The organism is Shewanella sp. HN-41, from assembly GCF_000217915.1.
Taxonomy (GTDB): Bacteria; Pseudomonadota; Gammaproteobacteria; order Enterobacterales; family Shewanellaceae; genus Shewanella.
The window spans coordinates 36272-59710 of the sequence record NZ_AFOZ01000031.1 but is presented as its reverse complement, the minus strand read 5'-3'; the positions used below and the strand labels follow the sequence as shown (position 1 = coordinate 59710).

The 23439-nt window shown below is 47.3% G+C and carries 17 protein-coding genes and 1 pseudogene; 6 read left to right on the top strand and 12 right to left on the bottom strand.

The genetic code is table 11. The features are described 5' to 3' along the window. Positions 1-67: 67 nt before the first annotated feature. The 3 genes from SOHN41_RS11930 to SOHN41_RS11920 form a co-directional block, all read right to left on the bottom strand. Positions 68-2797: an SO2930 family diheme c-type cytochrome gene (locus SOHN41_RS11930; protein ID WP_083820776.1), complete on the bottom strand. Its 2730-nt coding sequence runs from the start codon at positions 2795-2797 to the stop codon at positions 68-70. 174 nt (positions 2798-2971) lie between these two features. Then, positions 2972-4039, bottom strand: coding sequence for a DUF3083 family protein (locus SOHN41_RS11925; protein ID WP_007649257.1), 1068 nt, complete (start codon positions 4037-4039; stop codon positions 2972-2974). A 144-nt stretch (positions 4040-4183) separates the two neighbouring features. After that, positions 4184-4783 carry an arylesterase gene (locus SOHN41_RS11920; RefSeq protein WP_037458975.1) on the bottom strand — a complete coding sequence of 200 codons (600 nt, stop codon included), beginning with the start codon at positions 4781-4783 and terminating at the stop codon, positions 4184-4186. A gap of 52 nt (positions 4784-4835) precedes the next feature. Between SOHN41_RS11920 and SOHN41_RS11915 the strand changes: the two genes are divergently transcribed. The 3 genes from SOHN41_RS11915 (at position 4836) to lepB (ending at position 8909) form a co-directional block, all read left to right on the top strand. Further along, positions 4836-5576, top strand: a complete 741-nt coding sequence (locus tag SOHN41_RS11915; protein ID WP_007649245.1) for an ABC transporter ATP-binding protein — start codon at positions 4836-4838, stop codon at positions 5574-5576. Between the two features lie 2 nt (positions 5577-5578). Further along, positions 5579-8095, top strand: coding sequence for an ABC transporter permease (locus tag SOHN41_RS11910; protein WP_007649240.1), 2517 nt, complete (start codon positions 5579-5581; stop codon positions 8093-8095). A 151-nt stretch (positions 8096-8246) separates the two neighbouring features. Then, a complete protein-coding gene (lepB, locus tag SOHN41_RS11905; RefSeq protein ID WP_037458973.1) occupies positions 8247-8909 on the top strand; it encodes a signal peptidase I in 663 nt (220 codons plus the stop codon). Between the two features lie 68 nt (positions 8910-8977). On the opposite strand, the gene gltS is transcribed toward lepB, so the two are convergent. The 3 genes from gltS to folX all read right to left on the bottom strand — a co-directional run bounded on the left by gltS (position 8978) and on the right by folX (position 12082). Continuing rightward, the gene (gltS, locus tag SOHN41_RS11900; RefSeq protein ID WP_007649236.1) at positions 8978-10201 is read right to left on the bottom strand and encodes a sodium/glutamate symporter; all 1224 of its coding nucleotides are present in this window, start codon (positions 10199-10201) and stop codon (positions 8978-8980) included. A gap of 539 nt (positions 10202-10740) precedes the next feature. Then, positions 10741-11634: a TIGR01777 family oxidoreductase gene (locus tag SOHN41_RS11895; protein ID WP_007649229.1), complete on the bottom strand. Its 894-nt coding sequence runs from the start codon at positions 11632-11634 to the stop codon at positions 10741-10743. A gap of 85 nt (positions 11635-11719) precedes the next feature. Then, entirely contained in the window at positions 11720-12082 is a 363-nt protein-coding gene (gene folX / locus SOHN41_RS11890; protein WP_007649227.1) for a dihydroneopterin triphosphate 2'-epimerase, read from the bottom strand. A 98-nt stretch (positions 12083-12180) separates the two neighbouring features. Here folX and SOHN41_RS11885 point away from each other — a divergent pair. Both SOHN41_RS11885 and SOHN41_RS11880 read left to right on the top strand, forming a co-directional pair. After that, a pseudogene (locus SOHN41_RS11885) lies at positions 12181-13288 on the top strand (AI-2E family transporter). Between the two features lie 6 nt (positions 13289-13294). Continuing rightward, entirely contained in the window at positions 13295-14218 is a 924-nt protein-coding gene (locus tag SOHN41_RS11880; protein ID WP_007649220.1) for a class I SAM-dependent methyltransferase, read from the top strand. A gap of 117 nt (positions 14219-14335) precedes the next feature. Here SOHN41_RS11880 and SOHN41_RS11875 read toward each other — a convergent pair whose 3' ends face one another. From SOHN41_RS11875 to ackA, 4 genes are all read right to left on the bottom strand, one after another. Further along, positions 14336-14560 carry a hypothetical protein gene (locus tag SOHN41_RS11875; protein ID WP_007649218.1) on the bottom strand — a complete coding sequence of 75 codons (225 nt, stop codon included), beginning with the start codon at positions 14558-14560 and terminating at the stop codon, positions 14336-14338. A 599-nt stretch (positions 14561-15159) separates the two neighbouring features. Continuing rightward, positions 15160-15591 carry a hypothetical protein gene (locus SOHN41_RS11865; protein ID WP_007649216.1) on the bottom strand — a complete coding sequence of 144 codons (432 nt, stop codon included), beginning with the start codon at positions 15589-15591 and terminating at the stop codon, positions 15160-15162. A 480-nt stretch (positions 15592-16071) separates the two neighbouring features. Then, on the bottom strand, positions 16072-18225 hold the full coding sequence (pta, locus tag SOHN41_RS11860; protein WP_007649212.1) for a phosphate acetyltransferase: 2154 nt from the start codon (positions 18223-18225) through the stop codon (positions 16072-16074). A gap of 122 nt (positions 18226-18347) precedes the next feature. Beyond that, a complete protein-coding gene (gene ackA / locus SOHN41_RS11855; protein ID WP_007649210.1) occupies positions 18348-19547 on the bottom strand; it encodes an acetate kinase in 1200 nt (399 codons plus the stop codon). 140 nt (positions 19548-19687) lie between these two features. Between ackA and yfbV the strand changes: the two genes are divergently transcribed. After that, a complete protein-coding gene (gene yfbV, locus SOHN41_RS11850) occupies positions 19688-20131 on the top strand; it encodes a terminus macrodomain insulation protein YfbV (protein WP_007649208.1) in 444 nt (147 codons plus the stop codon). Between the two features lie 15 nt (positions 20132-20146). On the opposite strand, the gene pflA is transcribed toward yfbV, so the two are convergent. Together pflA and pflB are read right to left on the bottom strand one after the other, a co-directional pair. Then, a complete protein-coding gene (pflA, locus tag SOHN41_RS11845; protein ID WP_007649198.1) occupies positions 20147-20887 on the bottom strand; it encodes a pyruvate formate lyase 1-activating protein in 741 nt (246 codons plus the stop codon). 63 nt (positions 20888-20950) lie between these two features. Next, on the bottom strand, positions 20951-23233 hold the full coding sequence (pflB, locus tag SOHN41_RS11840; protein WP_007649197.1) for a formate C-acetyltransferase: 2283 nt from the start codon (positions 23231-23233) through the stop codon (positions 20951-20953). Positions 23234-23439 lie beyond the last annotated feature (206 nt).

Sequence of the window (23439 nt, the reverse complement as noted above, 5' to 3'; positions counted from 1 at the left end):
ATGGTTTGCTATGTAAAAAGGCTGGCATAGCCAGCCTTTCATCGTGCGCTTTAAAACGTGCTTTGGGTTAGTGGGAGCAACTCGCCGCAGGTAAGCGTTTGATCCATTCGCTGATCAGGGCCGCGCCTTCGCCATGGGCTAAGCTGCGGCCAATTTCAGGCATGCGATCGCCCGGCGTCGTACTTGCCATTCTAAAGTGCATAATTGACTCGTCTGCATTACCCGGGACTATATCGAACCCTAGATTACCACCGCCATAGGCGACGGGGGATTTACAGGTGCCGTGGGAGAAGCCTGCATCATCGCTGTAACCACGCCAGTACTCGAGTTTAAGGCCTGTGTTAGAGGCATTCCCTTCGGGGCGGTGGCAATGGGCGCAGTTGATGTCTAAGTAGCCCTTAGCCGTTTGCATCAGGGCGGTATCACTTAAGCTAGCAACTGTGGCTTCATCGCCATCCTGATAGGCGGGCACCTGTGGCACTTGGCTGAGGTTAGGTAATCCTTGCAGAATACCGAGGCTTTCCCACTTCAGCAGCTGGTTCATGGTGCCATCTTGGTAGCTGTAATTGCGATTTAAGTGGCGAGCCTTAGGACCTATGGGCATAAACACGGCATTGGTGTTGTCATCGGCCTTGTACTGGTGACACTGCTTACATTGGTTCATGCTGGGAACCGTATAATTAAAGGTCAAACTTTCACCTTTATGCAGTAGACTTTGATTGCTAATAGCCCCTGCTTTGGCCAAAGTTGCATCGGTTTTATCGGCATTCCAAACATAGGGCAGGGCGCTCCAGCCCGTTGGGCGATGGATCAGCAGTCGAGTTTCAATCAAGCTTTCGTTGCTAATGCCTCGTTTACTGGTGTCGCTTGGTAGGGCAAAGGTTTTGACAATGACGCTACCCACTGGGAAATCGAAGGACTCGTTTTCAGAATAGGTGGCTTTTTGACCCGCGGGTAGGTACACAAAACGGTACTTACTGGCATAGTCGGTAAAGAGCTGAGTGTTAAGATCGTAAGGGACACCGCCCGAATTAGGCCCTGCGGTTGGATTTTTAGCATCATTAAACAGATTGTAGTCCGACAGTTTAGGGCAGTTGGCTTTTAGCAGTGCATCCCAGCTGACGTTCGAGCCTGTGGCTTGGCAAAGGCTTTGATCACCATCACCGATTAAACCGCCTTCACCCTCGCCGATAGTGCCACCGCCACCGACCAGTACGCCGCCATCGCAGCCAGCGGTATTATCGTCAACACCACAGCCAAATACTTGACCTGCAAAGGTAACGGTATGCACGGGCAGACTCACCTGTGAACACTTGAGTAAGTTGCTCTGGGTCTTCTCATATTGCACATCGGCGATACTGATATCTGTGTTGCTGTTTGCATAGAGCCTGCCGTAGGACACATCACCATTATCACTGGCGCAAACATTGTCGCTACCATCTTCGGCAAAGGGCGTCTCCTTTAAGCCTAAATAGGCGGCGGTGCCATTGTTGGACAGCATTTCTCCTAAACCATCATAGAGTACGCCGGGTAAAGTGCCGTGGGTCAGAATATATGCGCGAATAATATCTTGAATTAAATAACCTTTTGGCTTGCTGCCATAATCAGTGATCAGGTTATCATGGAGATAAATATTACGTGGCACTGGGCGCCAACCGTCCTCAATGGCTTGACCGGACTGACCATAGTTTCCAACAAAGGAGGTCATGTCAGGCTCCGCAATAAAGAAGCTGCTGACGGTCACGCCTAAGGTATCGTGGTGGGTGATTTCATTATTGAAAATTTCCACATCGGCGGTGGAGAGGACAATAACCCCAGTGCCCGGTGGCACTATATGCACTCCAGCAGGGTTTGCCGAGGCATTGGCAAAGTTTGGCGTGTTATTGTCATACACTTTGTTATTGAATATTCGCACACTTGAGCCATATCTATGGTTATTAATGGGTAAATCAAAAATTAATATCCCTCCAGTGTTACCCATGGCTTCGTTGTCATACACATCGGCGTATTTGGAGTTTTCAATCTCAATCCCCGCGACGTTCTCCTTGGCGATATTGCGGCGTACCACAATATATTGGGATTGCCCCACGTAAATCCCCGCATCGGCACTGCCACGAACATAGCTATCTTCGATAAGAATATTTTCGCACTCAACCGGGTACAGGCCATAGGCACCATTATCTTTATCTAGCGGCCCCTCCCAGACAGTACCGACTCGACGCAAAATAATGCCATTGGTGTTTTTAAGCTTAATACCGTTGTTTTTGGCTTCGTTGACCGACAGATCTTGAATGATGATGTTCATCGCATTTTGCACGAAGATGCCATCGCCCGAGTTGGCTTGGGAGAAATTGAGCACAGTGTCATTCATGCCATAACCCATGATGGTGACGTTTTTGGCGAAAGTGCCATCACCGTCCACATCTCCATCGAAGAGTAAGGTCGAGTCTATATTGAAGGTGCCCTTAGGTAGCACTATCACGGCGCCACTTTGCGCATTGATCAGCGCTTCTTGAATGCGGGTCGTGAGGTTATCACCCGCGGCAATCTTAATGGCGCCTTCGGGGAAGGTCGGCCCCGTTTCCGGTGGTTGCACGACTGGAGGGGTGACTGTGGGTGCTGACTCATCATCGGAAAAACAACCGCTGAGATTAAAAGCCATGAGTAGGGCTATCCCCGTAGGCATTAGCCATGCCGCCTTACTCGACGTCTTTTTGTGGGTTTGAGCGGATGAAACCCTCAGGCTAGTAGCCTTAGGGCCCTTAGTCCTAGACGGATTAATAGTGTTATTAAACATGATTGCTCCCTTTTTGTTATTATTTAGTTAACAGAATGCGCTAGGGGCAAAAAAAGGCAATGTGAAATATGGCCAAAATGGTGCAACGTGTGGTAGGGAAAATGACGAATTGCGGTTTTCTAAAATAACAGGGCGCTCAATGCGCCCTGTTATTTAGCGGTAATCTGTACTCAATCAGATTTGATAGCTGATATGTTGATGGAAACGCACGACTAAGTCTTCGCGTTCCGGATCCAATCCTATCTCAGTCGCAAAGGCTTTCAACGCGGCTTCGACATTATTCATAAAGCGACCAAAGCCCGAATCATCGCAGTCTTTCATGCCCGCCACTATGGTAAAGTGGGCCGCTTCGACTAAGTTATCGGCATCCCAGCGACGGATCACTTGTTGCCCAGTCGCATTTGGATCGAAGCCTATCATCTGTACTTCGGTTTTGCTGTCCAACTTCTCAAACTTACTGTTACGTACCAAGGGTGTTAAACCGTTAGCGATCATCGCGAGGCGAGTGAGTTGTTTATTGGCCGCCGCTTTGAGAAAACTATCCTCAAGATGTTGATATAAAGGCGTAAAGTCAGTGGCTGAGTCGGGTAATAACCCCTGCTTGAGCTTGCGACTCAGGGGCAAACTGACAGTCACATAGGTGAGTGAGCTGGTATTTTCCGGTAACTCGCATTTTCTGGCCTTATATCTTGGGCCGATAGCGCGCAGTTTATAACCATAGGTCTCCTTATATCCCTTGGCCTTAGCGAACAGATCATAGGATAAATGCTGATGATCACGGATCTTCACCTTAAGATCCTTAATCGGTAGCTTAGGCATCAAGGCATTGAGTAACTCCCGCACTTTAATGTGAAAACTAGCGGAATTACTGCGGATATCTTCGCCTGTGGCGAGGAACACTATGCGCAATTTACGGGCGCGGTAGTTTTCCTGTGAGAATAAATTTTGGGCTTCGTGGTAGGCTGGATTGTAAAAAAATAGAATTTGTTCAGTGGTTTGGAAGCAATAGGCTTCAGTATGGTAACGTACAACGGGCAGTTTATCGTTAGTGATCACGTGAACATTACGCAGATCGTGTTGTTCTGCCAAGTTGAATATCAAACGGCTTAAGGTTTGATAACAGCTTTGATAATCGGGATATTGGCTCAGTAACTCATCCGTCACCTTGATTTCGGCGGTGATATATTGGTTGGTACGGGCTTCCTTGGGTATGTACACTTTTTGCTGATGGCTAAGGGACATATTGACTCCTTGTTGGGTTAACCATTTGCTAACACGAATTTTACTGTTTATCTATAGGGCTAATATTGCGTTAGAACACGTTTTTATCGCTTGCACATGAGTTTAGCTAAGCAAGTTGTTTATTAGCTTAAAATTGCAGCTATTTTATTGAGTTAACGCTTTTTCAATCCAAGGTCGCATCCAGTTGGCAATTTTAGGCTGGGCTTTTTCGTTGGGATGAATGCCATCACGCTGCATGAGTTCTGGATTGGGCGCGATATCCTGCATAAAGAAGGGGATCAACACTATATCCTGTGCTTTAGATATGTCTTGATACACTTGGGTGAACTTTTGAGTATAGCGAGGGCCATAATTAGGCGGTACCATGATTTCGCTTAGCAGCACTTTTGCGCCACTCTTTTTGGCTAGGGTAATGATTTGGGTTAGATTGTTCTCGAGTTGTGTTGGGGGAAATCCACGTAAACCATCATTACCACCCAATTCAACGACCACAAGGTCGGGGGCGACAGAATCGAGCAGCGCGGGTAAGCGACGCAAACCGCCAGCGGTGGTTTCACCGCTCACTGAACCATTGGTAAACTCATGTTCGGGCAGATTTTCTTGCAGCAGCGCCACCCAGCCTGACTGTTCTGCCATGCCATAGCTTGCGCCTAAGCTATCGCCGAGGATTAGCACCCGTGCCGCGTGGGATGGGGTGGCCACAAAGATACTCAATAGGACGAAGGCCCAAAGGGACCTAGTCATTGACTTAACTCTCAGCGATTGACACCAGAACGATTTATATAAGAAGGATCCTATGTCTAACGTCATCTTAAAAAACAGTGCCATCAATGTGGTTAACCTCGAAAAATCAGTGATTACTCAGGAAGGAGTTCTCACTATCCTCAATGGCATTAACTTAGATGTCAAGCAAGGTGAGAGTGTGGCCATTCTTGGCCCATCGGGTTCTGGCAAATCCACCTTACTGGGATTGCTGGCGGCGCTTGATACACCGTCGTCGGGGGAGATCTGGCTCGATGGCGTGGCGTTGTCAAAGCTGAATGAAGAGCAAAAAGCTGCGCTGCGTAAACAGAAGGTCAGCTTTATTTTTCAATCCTTTATGTTGGTAGATACCCTGACGGCGCTCGAGAATGTGATGTTACCCGCCGAGCTTGCTGGCGTAAAAAATGCCAAGGAAAAAGCGCAGGCCATGCTGGATCGAGTCGGCTTATCCCACCGTTTAACCCATTTACCTAAGCAGCTTTCGGGCGGCGAGCAGCAAAGAGTCGCGATTGCCCGAGCCTTTATCTGTGAGCCCAAGGTGTTGTTTGCCGATGAACCCACGGGTAATTTAGATGGCGTTAACGGCCATAAAATTGCCGATATGTTGTTTGAACTCAATCAGGAAAGCCACACCACACTTATCTTAGTCACCCACGATCTGCAATTGGCCAAACGCTGTCAGCGGCAGCTGGTGATGGATAACGGTCACCTACAGGAAGAGAACTCTCAGTCTTCATTTGACACCATGCCCTTAGCCAATGCTAAGGAGGCTTAATCATGGAATTAAGCTTGGCATGGCGCCTGTTTAAGCGCGAGTTACAGCAAGGACAATTGTTATTAATTATTCTCGCTATTACCTTGGCCGTGCTGTCGGTGAGTGGACTTGCGCGGGTCAGCGAGCGACTGCAAGTTGCCATCAATGGCCAAGCGACGCAGTTTATCGCCGCCGACCGGATCATCGATTCGCCGGTTAAAATTGATGCGGCAATTTTAGCCTCAGCTGAGGAGCTCGGGCTTAAGCATGTGACTAACATGCAATTTAATTCCATGGTGTATTCGGGGGATAAGTTTCAGTTAGTCACAGTGCGTGCGGTTGAAGTTGGGTACCCGCTCAAGGGGGAGATTGAACTTACCATCGGTAAAACCAAGGGCCTACCCCAAGCGGATGAGATCTGGTTTGAGACGCGTTTAGGTGGACTCTTAGGTTATCCCAAATCCATCGAGCTAGGTAACAGTGAGTTTGTGCTCAGTAATGAGATCAGCCGCTTACCCGATGCGGGTTTTAATCCCTTCGCCTCATCGCCCGTGGTATTGATGCGGATAGAGGATGTTGCCAAAACTGGGGTGATCCAACTGGGCAGCCGAGTCACTTATCTGTATCAATTTACGGGGGATGAAGCCTCGCTGACGGCCTTTGAGCAAAATGTTAAACCGCTGTTAAATAGCTCTCAACGCTGGGTCGATGTGCAATCCGGCGACTCGCCTATAGCGGGTGCGGTTAAGCGAGCGGAGCGATTTTTGTTGCTCGCAAGTTTACTTGGCATAGCGCTGGCCTGCGCCGCAATTGGGATTGCCGCCCAGCGTTATTGCCAACGTCATTACGATGTGGTGGCCATGCTGAAAACGTTTGGCGCCTCGGCAACACAAATTCGCCTATTGTTTGGGATGCATTTGCTGTTGGTGACCTTACTCGGCATTGGTCTGGGCCTGCTGGGTGGTGCACTGCTCGATTTTGGCATTAGTCATCTCTTACCCGCTGAAATTGCAGCCTATTCACCGCCCCTCACTCGACCATTATTGCTTGGTATTGGTACTGGACTTATCAGTGCCTTTATGTTTTCGGCTTATCCATTGCTGCGATTATTGGCGATTCCACCGCTACGAGTGTTACAGCGTCAGTTGGAAGGTTTACAGTTTGGCATGTGGCTGCATTTCTTACTGAGCTTAGGGGCGATGACGCTGCTAGGCTATTTGTATTCCCAAAGTTGGGCTCTGACCCTGACAGTCGTCAGTGCGGTATTACTGCTCGGTGTGCTGTTAAGTGTGCTTGGGTTTGTGATGATACGTCTAGGGCACAGTGTCGGTATGAAGACGACCAATCCCCTGCAATTGGCACTGGCGGGACTAAGGCGTCGTGCTCGGCAAAATGCGGTGCAATTGGTGGGGTTTAGCGCGGCATTGGTACTGTTATTAACGATTCTGGCCCTAAGACAGGATCTGCTCAACGAATGGCAAAAACAGTTGCCCGAAAATGCACCTAATTACTTCCTCGTCAATATCGCCCCCGATGATGCTAAGCCTTTAAATGATTTTATGATGGCTAAGGGCATAGCGGCGACGGACATTTATCCTGTGATCCGTGGCCGTTTAACGCAAATTAACGGTGAAGCACTGATTTCGAATGAGCAGGCCGAGGCGGGCGAGCAGGGTAGAGTGGGCATTTCACGGGAGCTTAATCTGACTTGGCGTAAAACCCTGCCCGCGAATAATGAGCTGCTAGAAGGTCACTTTAATCAAGCCGTCGATGAAGTGTCGGTGGAATCCGGTGTGGCGGAACGTTTAGGGGTAGTTCTGGGGGATAAGCTGACTTATGTCATTGATAATCAGGAGCTCACAGTTAAAGTTGCCAGCATTCGCGCCGTGCACTGGGAAACGCTGCAACCGAACTTTTTTATGATTTTTACCGAGGAGGCCTTAGCGCCCTTTGCTTATACCTCGATGGCGAGTTTTTATCTAAATGATCAGCTGCAAGCTACGGATGATCAAGCAACAAACGGTCAAGCGATGAATGCTGATGGTACGCCTAGGGATGCGGTGATCCTGGCACTTATTCAGCAGTTTCCGACCATATCTATCATAGATGTTGGCGCTATGGTGGGCCAGCTCAGGCAGATCATAGAGCAAGTGTCATTGTCACTGACCTTAGTGCTGGTGCTGGTATTATTCGCCAGTGCCTTAGTCTTGATCGCACAGACTGAGGCTGGTATGGCGACTCGGCAACGCGAATTAGCTGTGCTGAGAACCTTCGGCGCTTCGGGTTGGCTATTGCGCAGTGCAACGGGGTTAGAGTTTGCCTTACTTGGCGCAATTGCGGGTGTGCTTGCCGTGATAGTCGCCGAATTTGCGCTCTATCTACTCAAGACTCAAGTATTTGAACTTAATGTATATATGCACTGGCCTTGGTGGGGGATAGCCCCTGTTTCAGGTGCCTTGCTGGTGGCCTTACTCGGAGTGTGGCGCTGCCGCCAATTGCTCAATCAATCCTGCTCTGAGCTATTAAAGGCGGGCAGTTAGTGTGAGTGGTTGATTGCGCGGGTTAACACGCAAGTTGATGACAACAGAACTTAGTGCGGCTCAATGGGTCTATTTAACGGTGAATCACGGTTAGTTTGCCTTAACGCTCTTGATGATGGATCTTGAGCATCAATGCCATAGAGGGGAAAATATGTTCAAAGGAATCACAAAACTGTTTAAGGATAACCGATCCTTTCTGTTGTTTATCGGCTTAATGTTAGTGTTCAGAAGTGCCGTGGCCGATTGGAATACAGTGCCAACGGGCTCTATGCTCCCAACTATCGTCGAGGGTGATCGCATTCTGGTAAACAAGATGGCCTACGATCTCAGGGTGCCCTTTACGCATATCGCCCTAGTCAAACTGGCTGATCCCGCCCGTGGTGATATAGTGGTTTTTGATTCGAAAAAGGCAGATAAAAAACTGATTAAGCGAGTGATTGCTGTGCCGGGCGATACTGTGATGATGCGGGATAATCGTTTGTATTTAAATGGTGAACCCTTGGATTATAGATCCCAAGCCCTGAGTACCTATGCTCCGGCTGATGTCACTGAAATGCAGGAGGATTTACTCGGTATGGCACACAGTATTCGGCTTAATGCCGTTCCCTCAGGGCTTGCTAACTTTGGACCTGTCATTGTGCCGGATGCGCATTATCTGGCCCTAGGGGATAATCGAGATAATAGCGCTGACTCTCGGATCATCGGCTTTGTTCCCCGGGATGAGATAGTCGGTCGTTCAAGTTCCGTTATTTTCTCCCTCGATTATGACGACCATTACTTACCTAGGACCGAACGCTTAATGCGCGCGTTCTAGCCTGAGTTATTTTCAGCTATAAAAAGGGCGCCTCAATAGGCACCCTGTTTATGGCAAATGATGAATCGCTACTTCATAAAGCTCAGATAACCTTGCAAGACAATCAAGTTAACTATGTCGATAAAGAAGGCCCCGACGATAGGCACGACCATAAAGGCTTGGGGTGAAGGCCCCGTACGCGATACCAGCGCCCCCATATTCATCACCGCCGTTGGCGTTGCGCCCATACCAAAGCCACAATGGCCACCAGTGATCACCGCGGCATCGTAATTACTGCCCATCACCTTGAACGTCACGAAATAGGCAAACACCGCTAACACTGCAGTTTGTACTAATAAGATCACCAGTAGCGGGATGGCTAAATCAAAAATTTCCCATAACTTTAAGTTCATCAATGCCATGGAGAGGAAGAGTGACAGTGCGACAGTGCCTATTACATCGATACTCTCTGTATGGGGTTTATAGCCGCGGGTCAGTTCTGTGATATTGGCGATGAGTACACCGAGGAATAGGGCATAGACAAAGTCCGGCATTTTTAACCAAGCAATACCCGATAGCCCTACAAGTACCGTAAGCCATTTTGCGCCAGCAACACATAAGAGCAGCACAAAAAGGGTTTCTAACATGGTTTTGGCTGTGACTTGATCTTCTTCTAACTGGTCGTAAGTGAGCAATTGGGGATGCTCAATATGGTGCTTGCGCCCAATACCATACTGGGACACAAGATGGTGCTTTCCTATCAGCCGCTGTGCGACTGGCCCGCCGATAATACCGCCCATCACTAGGCCAAAGGTTGCTGCCGCCATGGCAAATTCTAGGGTGTTAATACCATAGTTTTCGGCAAAGGTTTGCGACCAAGCCACACCCGTACCATGGCCACCAGAGAGGGTGATGGAACCCGCAATGAGTCCCATAATAGGGTCTAAGCCTAATAGACTCGCTAAACTGACTCCAACGGCATTTTGGATAACGATGTAAAACGAGGCGACACCGAGGAATATGAACACTTTCTTACCGCCACTGAGCAAAAGCTTATAGTTAGCGGATAATCCTATTGTACTGAAAAACATCAACATTAAGATATTTTGCAGCGATAGACTGAAGCTGAGACTGATACGCTGGAAGTGAAGGAAGGCAACCGTGGCGGCGATAATGAGTCCTCCAACTATGGGCTCGGGAATATTATATTGTCTAAAGACACGGACATGGCGGTTGATAGCGTGGCCGATAAACAGCACGAAAATAGCAATTAAGAACGACTCTAGCTCGCCAATGGTATAAGTGGTGTGCATGATAATTCCTTACAAACTGTCTTATGTGGGAATACCTCAGTGCTGAACGTGAGCAGTGGGTGACCCATCTTGTTATTAAGTACCTGCTAATGCTGGATATGAAGCGCCGATCTTGAGGGCTGATCCTGACCAATCCCCTAATACCGAAGCAGGATGAATAAGCGCGAATGTGAACCGTAGTGGACTAACAGATCCGTATCGTTAACGAGGTAGCTCGTACCGGGGATCTCGTGGCCAGTGTGAGTCTTGCTTAGGCCAATATCGGTCGTTCGTATGAATGCTCGATATATCACTTTGGTAAGCAAGTTGCGGTGAGTTTAACAGAAAAAGTCGTGTGCGTCGTTAAATTATCTTACAAATCATATTGTTGCGATAATGTTTATCGGCTGTTGTCTAAAGTATTGTATCTATAGTTTGGGTGGATGAGCCAATGTGAAGGGGTGAGCGGCTCAATTTATGCTTTATTTTTAAGTCATTAGTTTAAACATCCCTCAGCGGATAGTGATGTCTATCGCGAGGGGATTGGCTATTTAGTTTACTTAATTTGCAACAATATTCGTCAATGCGGCCTCAAGTTCGCTGTATTTAAATGTAAAACCCGCTTCGAGTGCCCGTTTAGGCATAACAAACTGGCCCTCGGTAAGGAGTTCTGACATTTCCCCCATAGCGAGTCGCAGTGCCAGTGGTGGGGTTGTGATCAGGGCTGGGCGGTTAAGTATTTTACCTAAGGTCTTGGCAAATTCACCGTTGCTTACGGGATTGGGCGCTGTAGCATTGAATACCCCCTGGCAATTCTGCCGATTGAGTAGAAAGTCGATAAGTGCAATAACATCATCAAGATGTATCCAGCTCATCCCTTGGCGGCCATGGCCAATGGGGCCTCCGACGCCGAGTTTGAAGGGGGGTAACATTTTAGCAAGGGCTCCACCTTGGCCGAGTACTATTCCAATACGGATAATACAGACGCGGGTTTTATCCGATGCGGCGTTCTGGGCTAACTGTTCCCATGTGCTGCAAATCTCATGGCTAAATTCAATGTGGGGTTGGCTAGTTTCATCTAAGCGTTGCTCGCCTTGGCGACCATAAAAACCGATGGCTGAGCCGCTCACCATGACCTTAGGTGGGTTTGTGCTTTGTTTTATCAGTTGGCTTAGTCTTGCGGTGATATTCCAGCGACTGGTGCAAATCTCTTGTTTTTGACGTTTGCTCCAGCGTTTAGCAATAATAGGTTCGCCCGCTAAGTTCACTACCGCGTCGAAGTGATTTAAATCGTCCATATCATTGAGGTTGGTAAGGTATTGATGGTTAGCGCCCCGTGATTGTCGAGTATTAGCGGGACGGCGTGACAGTATGGTCAATCGGTGCTCGCCAGCCAACAGCTTTACCAGTTGGCTGCCAATAAACCCGCTTGCACCAGTGATCAATATATTCATGGAACCTCTCATATCGGTTTAGCTTGGGTATATATACCGAAATACGGTGCGAAGCGATCACTGAGTCTGGGTATTTTTAGGGGAATTATTTTTGATAACACAACTCCATAGAAACAGAATCGGCAAAACGTAGGGCGTGGGGTTTGTCGATTTCGACACTGGCAAACTCAACCCAGGGATGCTCACTGGCGATGGCCAGCGTTTGGCTGGTGAGATTTTCGAGTAATGAAAAACGGTTGTTCTCAATTAACTCAATCATTTTTTTGGTAATAGTACGGTAATTGAGCGCATCTTCAACATTATCACTGTTACGGGCATGCTCGGCGCAGTAATGAATGATGACATTGACTATCACATCTTGCCTATTTTGAATTTCATCTTCTTTGATACCGATAAAAGTGCGAAGTCTTAAGTTTTTAATGCGTATAATCGCGGTTTCTGGTTTCATAACGATAGTTTGCTATTTAAGTCTTAGGTGCATGAGATAATCATTTTTCTCGCGCTAGCCTAACAATTTTATCTAAGATCAAGAAGGATTTTTAATAAATGACGCGAGCTAATGCGCCCTCTGCAGCCTATCGTGGTTTTGCGGTAATGGCCTTTGTAGTGATTATTTTGGCCGGGATAAAGGCCGCGAGTCCAATCGTAGTGCCCTTTGTGCTATCGAGTTTTATTGCAGTGATCTGTAATCCTGCCATTGGTCAAATGACCAAATACCGGGTGCCTAAATGGCTAGCTGTGATCCTGCTGATGGGTTTTATTGTGTTGATGGGGTTGTGGTTGGCTTCCCTTGTGGGCAGTTCAATCAATGAGTTTTCCAAGCAATTGCCTTACTATCGCGTGCAGTTAGTCGAGCAATTTGCTTGGATATTAAATAAGTTACATACCTTAAATATCCAGATATCGAAGGATCAGTTTTTAGCCTACTTCGACCCGGGTATGGCCTTGTCTATGACCACCAACATGCTCTCTGGCGTGGGGAATGTTATGGCCAACTTATTCCTGATCATTCTTACCATTGTGTTTATGTTGTTTGAAGCTCAGTCGTTACCGAAAAAATTGCATTTGGCGTTGGACGATCCCGATATGCGTTTAAAGCAGATCGATCGCTTCTTGCAATCGGTTAACCAATATATGGTGATTAAAACCTTAGTCAGTCTCGCCACGGGGATCATAGTAGGAATAGGGTTAACCTTTATCGGGGTGGATTATGCGCTGTTATGGGCTGTCATCGCCTTTTTATTCAACTATATCCCTAACATAGGTTCGATTATTGCGGCCATTCCTGCTGTGTTGTTAGCCTTTGTCCAATTGGGCCCCGCGGCCGCGGGGGGGCACAGCTCTTTTGTATCTGGGGGCGAATATGGTGATGGGCAACGTAGTTGAGCCTAAATTTATGGGGCGTGGCCTAGGGCTTTCCACATTAGTGGTCTTTCTATCGTTAATTTTTTGGGGTTGGCTACTTGGATCTGTAGGTATGCTACTTTCCGTGCCATTGACCATGGTGGTTAAAATTGCCCTAGAATCGAGTAAGAGTGGTGGCTGGTTAGCGATCCTATTATCGGATGATGTGGACGATAAACTGGCGCTTAACCCTAGTACAGCCAATCCCGTCGGTGAAAACGCCGACACCCATTCAACAGAGATTAAGTAGTAGATAATGCAAAGTTTTATACAAGCACTGGCGTCAATTGAGTTCGGTGAAGATGCTGTACGGCTATTCCATGGTCGCGGTGGACATTATGTCGGCAGTGAACATTTGTGTTTGGATTGGTTTGCGCCAGTATTGTTATTAACCAGTTTTATTCCACTGGAAGAAGCGGATTTATCGGTTTGCCATCGAGCTATTGCTGCGCGTTGGCAAGCGTTGCATCCTTCAACCCCGTTAAACCTTGTATATCAGTACCGCAGTGCGGGCGAGACATTTTGCCAATTGCTGGAGGGAGAAGTCCCCGAGTCCCATGTGGTGAGCGAGAATGGTGCCCGTTTCCAAGTTCATTTGATGCGTGGTCAGAATCACGGATTATTCCTCGACATGGCTAACGGCCGTCAGTGGGTAAGGGCGAATGCGCGCCATAAAAAAGTGCTTAATTTATTTGCCTATACCTGTGGTTTTTCCGTTGCGGCGCTACAAGGCGGTGCCGATGAAGTGGTCAATATGGATATGAGCAAAGGAGCGCTAGCTATCGGTAAGCAAAACCATTTACTCAATGGATTTAGTGCTGGAGCACGTTTTTTAGGCCACGATATCTTTAAATCATGGGGCAAACTGAAAAAACTCGGCCCCTATGGGATTATCGTTGCCGATCCTCCTAGTAATCAGAAGGGCAGTTTTGTGGCGACTAAGGACTATGTGCGTCTTATTCGTCGTTTACCCGAGTTGCTTGCCGATAATGGTGAAGTGCTACTTTGCTTAAATGCCCCCGAACTCGACACTCATTTCCTGCGCCAGCAGGTTGAAGAAGCCGCTCCCGCCCTAGAATATAGAGAACGACTGGCCAACCCCGCTGCATTTATCGATGTGTCCGAGGAGAAATCACTGAAAGTGTTACGCTATCAATTAAAGGGGGAAGTGATAACTTGATTGAGTATGGCTTATCGCTGCTCAGCCCTAAGGCCAGTGTAACTGGCCTTTTTTATGTGTGACAAACAAAAGATTAGGAGCGGCAAGTCAGTACTTAGCCAATTATTCATTTAACACTTAGTAGCTTAGTCGTTCCGATAACAGGGACTGGCCAAAGGCTTCAATCACTTGGCTCACCTGATTTTGATCTAGATTTTTTAGTGCTGAAATTTCATCATAAAGCCTATCCTGAACATCCAGTGGGATATTCATGTGCTCCATAAACATACGGATCCCTAATATGTCGCCGTGGCTAAATAATGTCGTTAGTTTAGTCGCTTCAAGTTCAATGAGTGCGTTCATGTCTACCTCCTACTCGCATCATTAGTTAATTGATAGCAGTTAGCGCACTTTTTCCCAAGATTCTTTATTTTTAAGCCAGCGCTGTTAATAGCGTAAATGCATATGAGTTGGAAATACTCGCTGAAAGACTTTCATTGGTTAATCCTTTTTATTGACGTAAAGTGTCGCAAATCAGTGTTTTTATCTATGACATCTAAACGAAACTGAAAGTTTTATGTAATTCTGTGTTGGGCTTTGATATACTCTCGCCCACGGAAATCCCTTTCCCCTTGGGCAAAATGTCAGCATAGAACGGCATGCCTTTGCGACCTTACAAAATCGAGCAGGAGTTGTTATGGAAGTTCATGAATACGAAAATGCTTATTACCAAGTAAAAGACGATGTACTGACGTCTTTACCTGCTGAAAGCGAAGAAGAAGTGATCCAAGCCTAATTTGAGTGTTAGGCTGACGGTAATTATGAGTCAGAAATAACAAAACAAGCGTATTGAGATAGCAACCCTAGGGTTGCTATTTTTTTACCTATTTTGGACGAGCAGTGTGAATGTGAAAGGTATTACAAACAGGATCACTTTAAACCTTGCTCTATTAGAGCACGTCTTAACCATTGACTTTGCGTTTTTCGGGCATGATTTCAACAATGATCCACTGATTACCGATTTTATGTAGCCGAATCGTTCTGTCGTCTATCCAAGGTTGTCCACCTTTGAGCCCCTTCATTTTAACCACGACAATCACATCTTTAGTAAACTTACGGAAAAAGTCGATATCAATATCGTCAATCTCCATTTCGACATTAGTCATAGAGAGGCTGAGCATATTACGTTGCACCGCCGCAGCAATATAGTAATGGGTGAGCACTTCTTTAAGTGGATCATCAACGTACTGCTTCGCTTTCTCGACATCACGATCGACATAAATCGCGTGAAAAAAACCAAGGCTGACTTCTTCGGGGGTTAGCGTATGCTGATCCTTTTCGGGATCGCTGCAACCAAATAGGAACAATAAGGAGAGAAGTAATAGGGTTCTCATAGCTTTTAGTTATTGGAATTTGTTGTTAAGTATCTCGATTTTAGCGTCCATGTTCAAGTTTTGTAATCATTTAGCAGAAGCACAAAAATGGATTGACTGAGTGGTGAATACTGTGGCATATACTAAAGGATAAACTCAAAAGGTTATCCACAGAATCTGTGGAAAACTATGTTGAAGACTTCAGTGATACTTTGTAACTCACTGATATTGTCTTGCTTTATCTGCTGGTTAAAAAGTGACGTTTTTCTATTTCCCACCATAATCCCTATTTTCTTGTGGATATTTTGATCGAATGACTAACTCTATTCACAATGCTTAGTGTCATTTAACAGCTATTTACTTTGTTAAAGGCGTGTTCTTTAGTTTTTCCTTCTGTCCCATTGGGTATGTATACCATCAAGGTTTATTTTAAATACTCATATAAAAAAGCACCGACATTTGCCGGTGCTTTTTTAGGTTAATAAGTGTTCAAATCTCTTATTAGCCTTTAGTTGCATCATTTTGTGAGGCTTGGATCGCCGTCAATGCGATAGTGTAGACGATATCATCCACTAAAGCGCCGCGGGATAAGTCGTTCACAGGCTTACGCATGCCTTGCAGCATAGGGCCGATACTGATCAAGTCGGCGCTTCGCTGTACCGCCTTGTAGGTGGTGTTACCCGTATTGAGATCGGGGAAGACAAACACTGTGGCTTGACCTGCTACTGGGCTGTTAGGCGCTTTAGAGCGTGCCACGTTTGGCATGACCGCCGCGTCGTACTGCAATGGCCCATCGATGATCAGATCTGGGCGTTTTTCCTTGGCGATGCGAGTCGCTTCACGCACTTTATCTACATCTGAACCTGTGCCAGAGTTACCCGTTGAGTAACTGATCATCGCCACTCTTGGTTCGATACCGAAGGCTTTTGCTGATTCAGCCGATTGAATAGCGATATCTGCTAACTGCTCGGCATTGGGATCTGGGTTAATGGCGCAGTCACCGTAAACCAACACTTGGTCTGGCATCAACATGAAGAAGATGGATGAAACTAAGCTTGAGCCAGGCGCTGTTTTGATTAATTGCAACGGTGGGCGGATGGTATTGGCCGTGGTGTTTACCGCGCCAGAGACAATACCGTCGACTTCATTTTGCGCCAGCATCATAGTGCCGAGCACCATGTTGTCTTCTAATTGCTCTTTGGCAACGACTTCGGTTAAGCCTTTGCTGCGACGTAGATCTAGCATTGGCTCGACATAACGATCGCGTACTTCATCGGGGTCGACAATCACCACACCTTCACCAAGCACGACATCTTGCTGTGCTGCAATACGTAGGATTTCATCTTTTTTACCTAAGAGTACGCAGCGAGCTATGCCACGTTCAGCACAAATGGCGGCGGCCTTGATGGTACGTGGCTCATCACCCTCAGGTAGCACCACGGTTTTGTGGGCAGCCCGCGCCAGTTCAGTTAACTTGTAACGGAACGCGGGTGGCGACAGGCGGTGTTCCCGTGGAGAGTTTTTAGTGACGCTTTCAATCCAGCTCTGGTCGATATGGCCGGCGACATATTCCTGCACTAAATCGATACGTACCGCATCATCCACAGGCACTTCGTGGTCGAAGCGTTGGATGTTTAGTGAAGTCTGCCAAGTGTTGGTATCGATGAGGAAAACCGGTAAACCTGTTTCGAAGGCTTGTTCGCAGAGCTTGAGAATTTCAGGCTCTGGCTCGTAGCTGCCGGTGAGTAGCAGTGCGCCAATCTTAACGCCGTTCATGGCGGCAAGACACGCTGAAACGATCACATCCGAGCGGTCGCCCGAGGTCACCAGTAGGGAATCCGTTTTAATATGGTTAACCATATTGGGGATGCTGCGCGCACAGAAGGTCACTTTACGTAGGCGACGGGTGTGCATTTCACCGGCATTCAGAATACGTGCACGTAAATGCTTGGCAAGGTCGGAGGCTCGGGGGGCAACTAAATCGAGATTGTAGGGCACACTACCTAAGATACGCAGCGGGCTCTTACCTGGTAGCTGGAACATACTGGCGGCATCGGAACGCAGAGTCGCTTGGTGATCAAACACTTCAGATAAATCGGGGCGTGCACGACCTTCATCATCCACTGGCGCACCAATTTTGTTGATCACAGCGCCAATTAGGCGTTTGTTCTTTTTGCCACCCCAAGAGTTATAGGCGATTTCGAGGCGATTCATTAGGCCTGTCGGTGTGTCGCTGCCCGGTGTGGCGATAAAGATCACATCCGCATCCATGGCTTTGGCGATGGCGTAGTTAACGTCATCGGCGAAGGGATGACTACGGGTTGGGACCAAACCTTCAACAATTAACGTTTCAGTATTGCTGGCACATTCCGCTGTACGGGCAATGATTTGTTCCATCAACACATCGGTTTGATCTGCACGAATTAAGGCTTCCGCATGGGCCATATCGAAGGGCTCTAACGGATTAACTGTTGGCGACTTGCTTAAAATGGTGGTCGAGCGTTCTGGGCCGTTGTCATTGGGACGCAATTGGGAAATGGGTTTAAAGAATTGCACTTTAACCCCATGGCGCTCTAAGGCGCGCACCATTCCAAGGCTTAAGGAGGTCAGGCCAACACCTGTGCCTATGGGAATTAACATAATATTTCGGGACATAAAAACCTCTAAGTTCGATGGTTTTTGGCAGATAAATATCTGCGAAATTGCTTGTAAATGTGTTAGCTGTAGGTCGCTAACAATAAAGCCGTTTGGGTGAGCAAACGGCTTAGATCATCTTATTATTTGTTGATCAGTGTAATGGAGTCTTCGGCGATAACCCACTCTTCATTAGTCGGGATCACCATGGCCACTGTGCTGTTATCCTGAGTGATGATGCCTTTTTTACCGAAGCGAGCCGCCTTATTACGTTCGCTATCGACATGGAAATTGAATATTTCTAATAGGTTGAGCACTTTTGTACGAATTAATTCTGAGTTTTCACCAATGCCGCCAGTAAAGACGAGCGCATCTAAACGGCCCAGTGGTACAGTGTAAGAGGCGATGTACTTAGCTAAGCGGTAACAGAAGATTTCTAAGGCTAAGGTCGCGCCTTTATGGCCGTCGGCGTAACCTTCTTCGATGCCGCGGCAATCGTTGGTCAGCTCAGAGATCCCGAGCAGACCACTTTGCTTGTTCATCAGATTGTTGACTTCTTCCAGTGTGTAACCGAGTTGGTGCACTAAGTGGTAGATGATGGATGGGTCGATATCACCACAACGAGTGCCCATGACTAAGCCTTCGAGCGGAGTGAGTCCCATAGAAGTGTCGACACTCTTACCACCTTTAACCGCAGTCACTGAGGCACCGTTACCTAAATGCGCACAGATCACATTGGTTTCAGCTAAGGGTTTGTTAAGCATTTTTGCCGCTTCGCGGCTAACGAATAAATGGCTAGTGCCGTGCATGCCATAACGGCGGATACCATGCTCGCGGTACAATTTATAAGGCAGGGCATAGATAAAAGCGCGCTCTGGCATGCTTTGGTGGAATGCGGTATCAAACACAGCGACTTGTGGCAGTTTAGGGAAAGAAGCAATGGCCGCGCGGATACCGATAAGGTGGGCTGGGTTATGTAATGGTGCCAGTGATGAACACTCTTCAATGCCTTTGATCACATGTTCGTCGATAATCACTGAACGGGTGAACTTTTCACCACCGTGTACGATACGATGACCCACGGCTTGAATTTGTGCCGCTAATTCGGGTTGACCTGCGAGGATTTTATTGACGATAAATTCAACGGCTTCGCGGTGAGCGGTGAAAGCACCTAAGGAGGACTCATGCTTTTCGCCATTGATTTTCCATTTAATGCGTGAGTCTTCTAAGCCAAAACACTCGGCTAGGCCAGAGATCTGATCGTCACCTGTTTGCGCGTCAATGACGGCAAATTTGAGTGAAGAGCTACCGCAATTGAGTACTAAAACCAGTTTATTAGACATGTGTAAACCTTTTGCCATTGTGTTTAAGTTAACGATTCAAAATCTTGGGAACGCTTGAGTATTTGCCATCACAGTCTTGGGGCGTAGTGCCAGATTGTGCTATGGTAAAAGCAGTGTTCCTCTGTTGTAGGTGTCTAAAATTGAGTATCAATATTCTCAAAACCTTAGGTGACGGTCGTCGTTATATGAAGACTTGGCCTATGGTTAGACAACTGGGTTTGTATTTTCCTGAGTATCGGGTGGTACGCGCCACTCAGCTTGCCATTCTGGTGATGCCAGTGCTGGCGATTTTGGCGAGTGTGAGTCAGTTGTATACCTATGGTTGGGCGTTTTTACCCCAAGCCCTCACTATCGCGTTGTTTTTTATCAGCCTGCCGCTGCAGGGCTTATTGTGGTTAGGCTGGCGTGCGCGCCATCCATTACCGTTATCGCTGTTCGACTGGAGTAATCAGTTGAGTGCGAAATTGTCTGCCATGGGCATTCATTGCCAATCCTTGGGCGCTAAGGCGTGTTACCTCGATATGGCGCTCATCTTAAAAATAGCCTTTGAGCGCTTAGATGCCAGTTATTGGGAGGAGCTTTAAGCCTCCCTTGGCGTCCTAATAAACCGCATTTATCCCTTGCCGAGCAAAAACGGCTTTGATTTTTTCCATGGTCTCTCGGCTCGGTGGTGATACGCCATCGAGTTGATAGGTTTCTCCCATGGCTTCCCATTTGTGTTTACCGAGTTCGTGGTAGGGCAGTAATTCTACCTTTTCAACGTTTTTCATGGGCTTGATAAACTCGGCTAGCTGTAATGCCGATGCTTCATCCTCGGTAAATCCACCCACCACCACATAGCGTATCCAAGTCGGCTGATTGCGTTTGGCCAGATACTGCGCAAACTGCAATGTTCTGTGATTGCTGACCTTAGTTAACTCTATATGTTTGTCGTCATTCATTTGCTTGATATCGAGCAGGACTAAATCGGTATGGTCCAGTAACTCGTCGATAATGGGCGTATACTTACGCACAAAACCATTGGTATCTAAGCAAGTGTGAATACCTTCTTTTTTACAGGCCTTAAATAATTCGGCGACGAATTCAGCCTGTAAAATGGCTTCTCCACCGCTGGCGGTGACGCCGCCATTACTGGCATCGAGAAAAGGTCGATAGCTAATAATTTGACTCATTAACTCATCGACCTGAACTTCCTTGCCACCATCAAGATCCCAAGTATCACGGTTGTGGCAATATTGGCAGCGCATTAAACAGCCTTGCATAAAGGTGATAAACCGTATGCCTGGACCATCTACTGTGCCAAAGGATTCCACCGAGTGGATCCGACCGGTAACTGCCATTGTGACTCCTGTTTAAATTAGTGAGGCTGCAGTACATTGTACTACAGCCTTACCTAATTTAGTTTACAGACCTTTAGTGAAAGTACGGGTGATCACATCTTGCTGTTGCTCTGGCGTCAGTGAGTTAAAGCGCACTGCGTAGCCAGAAACACGGATAGTGAGCTGCGGGTACTTGTCTGGGTTGATGACAGCATCCTCAAGCATTTCGCGGTTCATCACGTTGACGTTCAAGTGTTGGCCACCTTCATGTCCTTCGTTATGGGTAAAATAACCGTCCATCAGTGCCGCTAAGTTAGTGCGGCGGCCATCTTCATCTTTACCTAAAGCATTTGGCACGATAGAGAAAGTATAAGAGATACCGTCTTGAGCGTGGGCAAATGGCAGTTTAGCCACTGAAGTTAATGAAGCGATTGCGCCTTTTTCATCGCGGCCATGCATAGGGTTTGCACCCGGTGCAAATGGTGCTCCTGAACGACGGCCATCGGGGGTATTACCTGTTTTCTTACCATAAACCACGTTTGAGGTGATGGTGAGAATTGACTGCGTTGGGATCGCATTGCGGTACATTTTACGGTCGCGAATTTTCGCCATAAAACGCTCGACTAAGTCACAGGCGATATCGTCAACACGTGGGTCGTTGTTACCAAATTTTGGATAGTCACCGCTGATCTCGAAATCAACGGCAATGCCATTTTCATCACGCACCGGTTTAACTGTGGCGAACTTGATGGCTGACAGTGAGTCGGCTGCGATAGAAAGCCCCGCAATACCACAAGCCATAGTGCGACGTACGTCTCTGTCGTGCAGTGCCATCAGCGCCGCTTCGTAGGAGTACTTGTCGTGCATGTAATGGATTGAGTTTAGTGCCGTGACATATTGCGTCGCTAACCAATCCATTAAACCGTCTAAGCGATTCATCACGTCGTCAAAGTTGAGCACTTCATCTGTGATTGGGTCGGCTTTTGGCGCGATTTGGATTTTCAGTTTTTCGTCAACGCCACCGTTAATTGCATACAACATAGTTTTGGCTAAGTTGGCGCGGGCACCGAAGAACTGCATATGTTTACCCACAACCATAGGGCTTACACAACAGGCGATAGCGTAATCGTCAGATTGGAAATCTGGACGCATTAAGTCATCGTTTTCATATTGGATTGAGCTAGTGTCGATAGACACTTTCGCGCAGTACTTTTTGAAACCGATGGGCAGTTTATCTGACCACAGTACTGTGATGTTTGGCTCTGGGCTTGGGCCCATAGTGTAAAGGGTGTTCAAGAAACGGAAGCTTGATTTAGTCACTAACGTACGACCGTCTAAGCCCATACCGCCGATTGATTCAGTCGCCCAAATTGGGTCGCCGGAGAACAGTTCATCGTATTCTGGGGTGCGTAGGAAGCGAACCATACGCAGTTTCATCACGAAATGGTCAATCATTTCCTGAGCTTGTTGCTCAGTTAAAGTGCCATTTTTCAGATCGCGCTCAATATAGATATCGAGGAAAGAAGAAGTACGGCCTAATGACATGGCAGCGCCGTTTTGGCTCTTCACTGCGGCTAAGTAACCGAAGTAAGTCCACTGGATCGCTTCTTTTGCGTTAGTCGCTGGGCGAGAAATATCGAAACCGTATTTAGCGGCCATTTTCTTCATTTGGCCTAGTGCGCGGTGTTGCTCGGCAATTTCTTCGCGTAATTGAATAACGCTGGATAAATCTTCACCCGCTTCAAACTGCGCCTGCAGTGAGCTAAATTGGGCAAATTTATCTTTCATTAGGTAATCGATACCGTAGAGTGCGACGCGGCGATAGTCGCCAATGATACGGCCACGACCATAGGCATCGGGTAAACCCGTTAATACGCCCGATTTACGGCAAGCCATAATCTCTGGAGTGTAAACATCGAACACGCCTTGGTTATGGGTTTTACGCAGTTCTGAATAGACATATTTAACGTCTTCATCCAGCACGCGATCGTATGCGGCGCAGGAGCTTTCCACCATACGAATACCACCGTTGGGCAACATGGCGCGTTTTAGCGGCGCATCCGTTTGTAAACCAACGATAGTTTCTAATTCTTTATTGATGTAGCCAGCGTCGTGGGAAGTGATGGTGGAGACCATCTTAGTATCGAAATCAACAGGGGCGTGAGTGCGGTTTTCCTGTTTAATGCCTTCCATGACCTTGTCCCACAGGCTCGTGGTCGCTTGGGTGGCACCGGCTAGAAATGATTCGTCGCCTTCATAGGGAGCGTAGTTTTGTTGGATAAAGTCACGCACATTGACTTCGGATTTCCAATCACCAGGAGTAAAACCCTCCCACGCATTGGCAAACAGTTCAGTTTTGTCGGTCATCGTACTAATACCTTCTAGTTGAGATAAAGGTTATTGGCGTTAAGCACTCTGTGGTGCGAGTAAAAGCCAATAGCTCATTCCTGAATAAAGCTCCCTTCATGATGACGCCCTATGATGGGAACTGTGTTTTGAAGTGAGGCACTTCAAAAATGCTGTTTATTGATATCCGATAAGAGGGCAAATGTTCGCGTAGTTCGATTATCGGC

Bases quoted from the DNA above. Each gene is read 5' to 3' on its own strand.
- SOHN41_RS11880 (WP_007649220.1), top strand. From the start codon at position 13,295: ATGCAAAGTTTTATACAAGCACTGGCGTCAATTGAGTTCGGTGAAGAT.
- SOHN41_RS11865 (WP_007649216.1), bottom strand. From the start codon at position 15,591: ATGAGAACCCTATTACTTCTCTCCTTATTGTTCCTATTTGGTTGCAGC.
- pflB (WP_007649197.1), bottom strand. From the start codon at position 23,233: ATGACCGACAAAACTGAACTGTTTGCCAATGCGTGGGAGGGTTTTACT.
- gltS (WP_007649236.1), bottom strand. From the start codon at position 10,201: ATGCACACCACTTATACCATTGGCGAGCTAGAGTCGTTCTTAATTGCT.
- SOHN41_RS11875 (WP_007649218.1), bottom strand. From the start codon at position 14,560: ATGAACGCACTCATTGAACTTGAAGCGACTAAACTAACGACATTATTT.
- SOHN41_RS11925 (WP_007649257.1), bottom strand. From the start codon at position 4,039: ATGTCCCTTAGCCATCAGCAAAAAGTGTACATACCCAAGGAAGCCCGT.
- SOHN41_RS11920 (WP_037458975.1), bottom strand. From the start codon at position 4,783: ATGACTAGGTCCCTTTGGGCCTTCGTCCTATTGAGTATCTTTGTGGCC.
- SOHN41_RS11915 (WP_007649245.1), top strand. From the start codon at position 4,836: ATGTCTAACGTCATCTTAAAAAACAGTGCCATCAATGTGGTTAACCTC.
- folX (WP_007649227.1), bottom strand. From the start codon at position 12,082: ATGAAACCAGAAACCGCGATTATACGCATTAAAAACTTAAGACTTCGC.
- SOHN41_RS11895 (WP_007649229.1), bottom strand. From the start codon at position 11,634: ATGAATATATTGATCACTGGTGCAAGCGGGTTTATTGGCAGCCAACTG.
- ackA (WP_007649210.1), bottom strand. From the start codon at position 19,547: ATGTCTAATAAACTGGTTTTAGTACTCAATTGCGGTAGCTCTTCACTC.
- lepB (WP_037458973.1), top strand. From the start codon at position 8,247: ATGTTCAAAGGAATCACAAAACTGTTTAAGGATAACCGATCCTTTCTG.
- SOHN41_RS11910 (WP_007649240.1), top strand. From the start codon at position 5,579: ATGGAATTAAGCTTGGCATGGCGCCTGTTTAAGCGCGAGTTACAGCAA.
- SOHN41_RS11930 (WP_083820776.1), bottom strand. From the start codon at position 2,797: ATGTTTAATAACACTATTAATCCGTCTAGGACTAAGGGCCCTAAGGCT.
- pta (WP_007649212.1), bottom strand. From the start codon at position 18,225: ATGTCCCGAAATATTATGTTAATTCCCATAGGCACAGGTGTTGGCCTG.
- pflA (WP_007649198.1), bottom strand. From the start codon at position 20,887: ATGGCAGTTACCGGTCGGATCCACTCGGTGGAATCCTTTGGCACAGTA.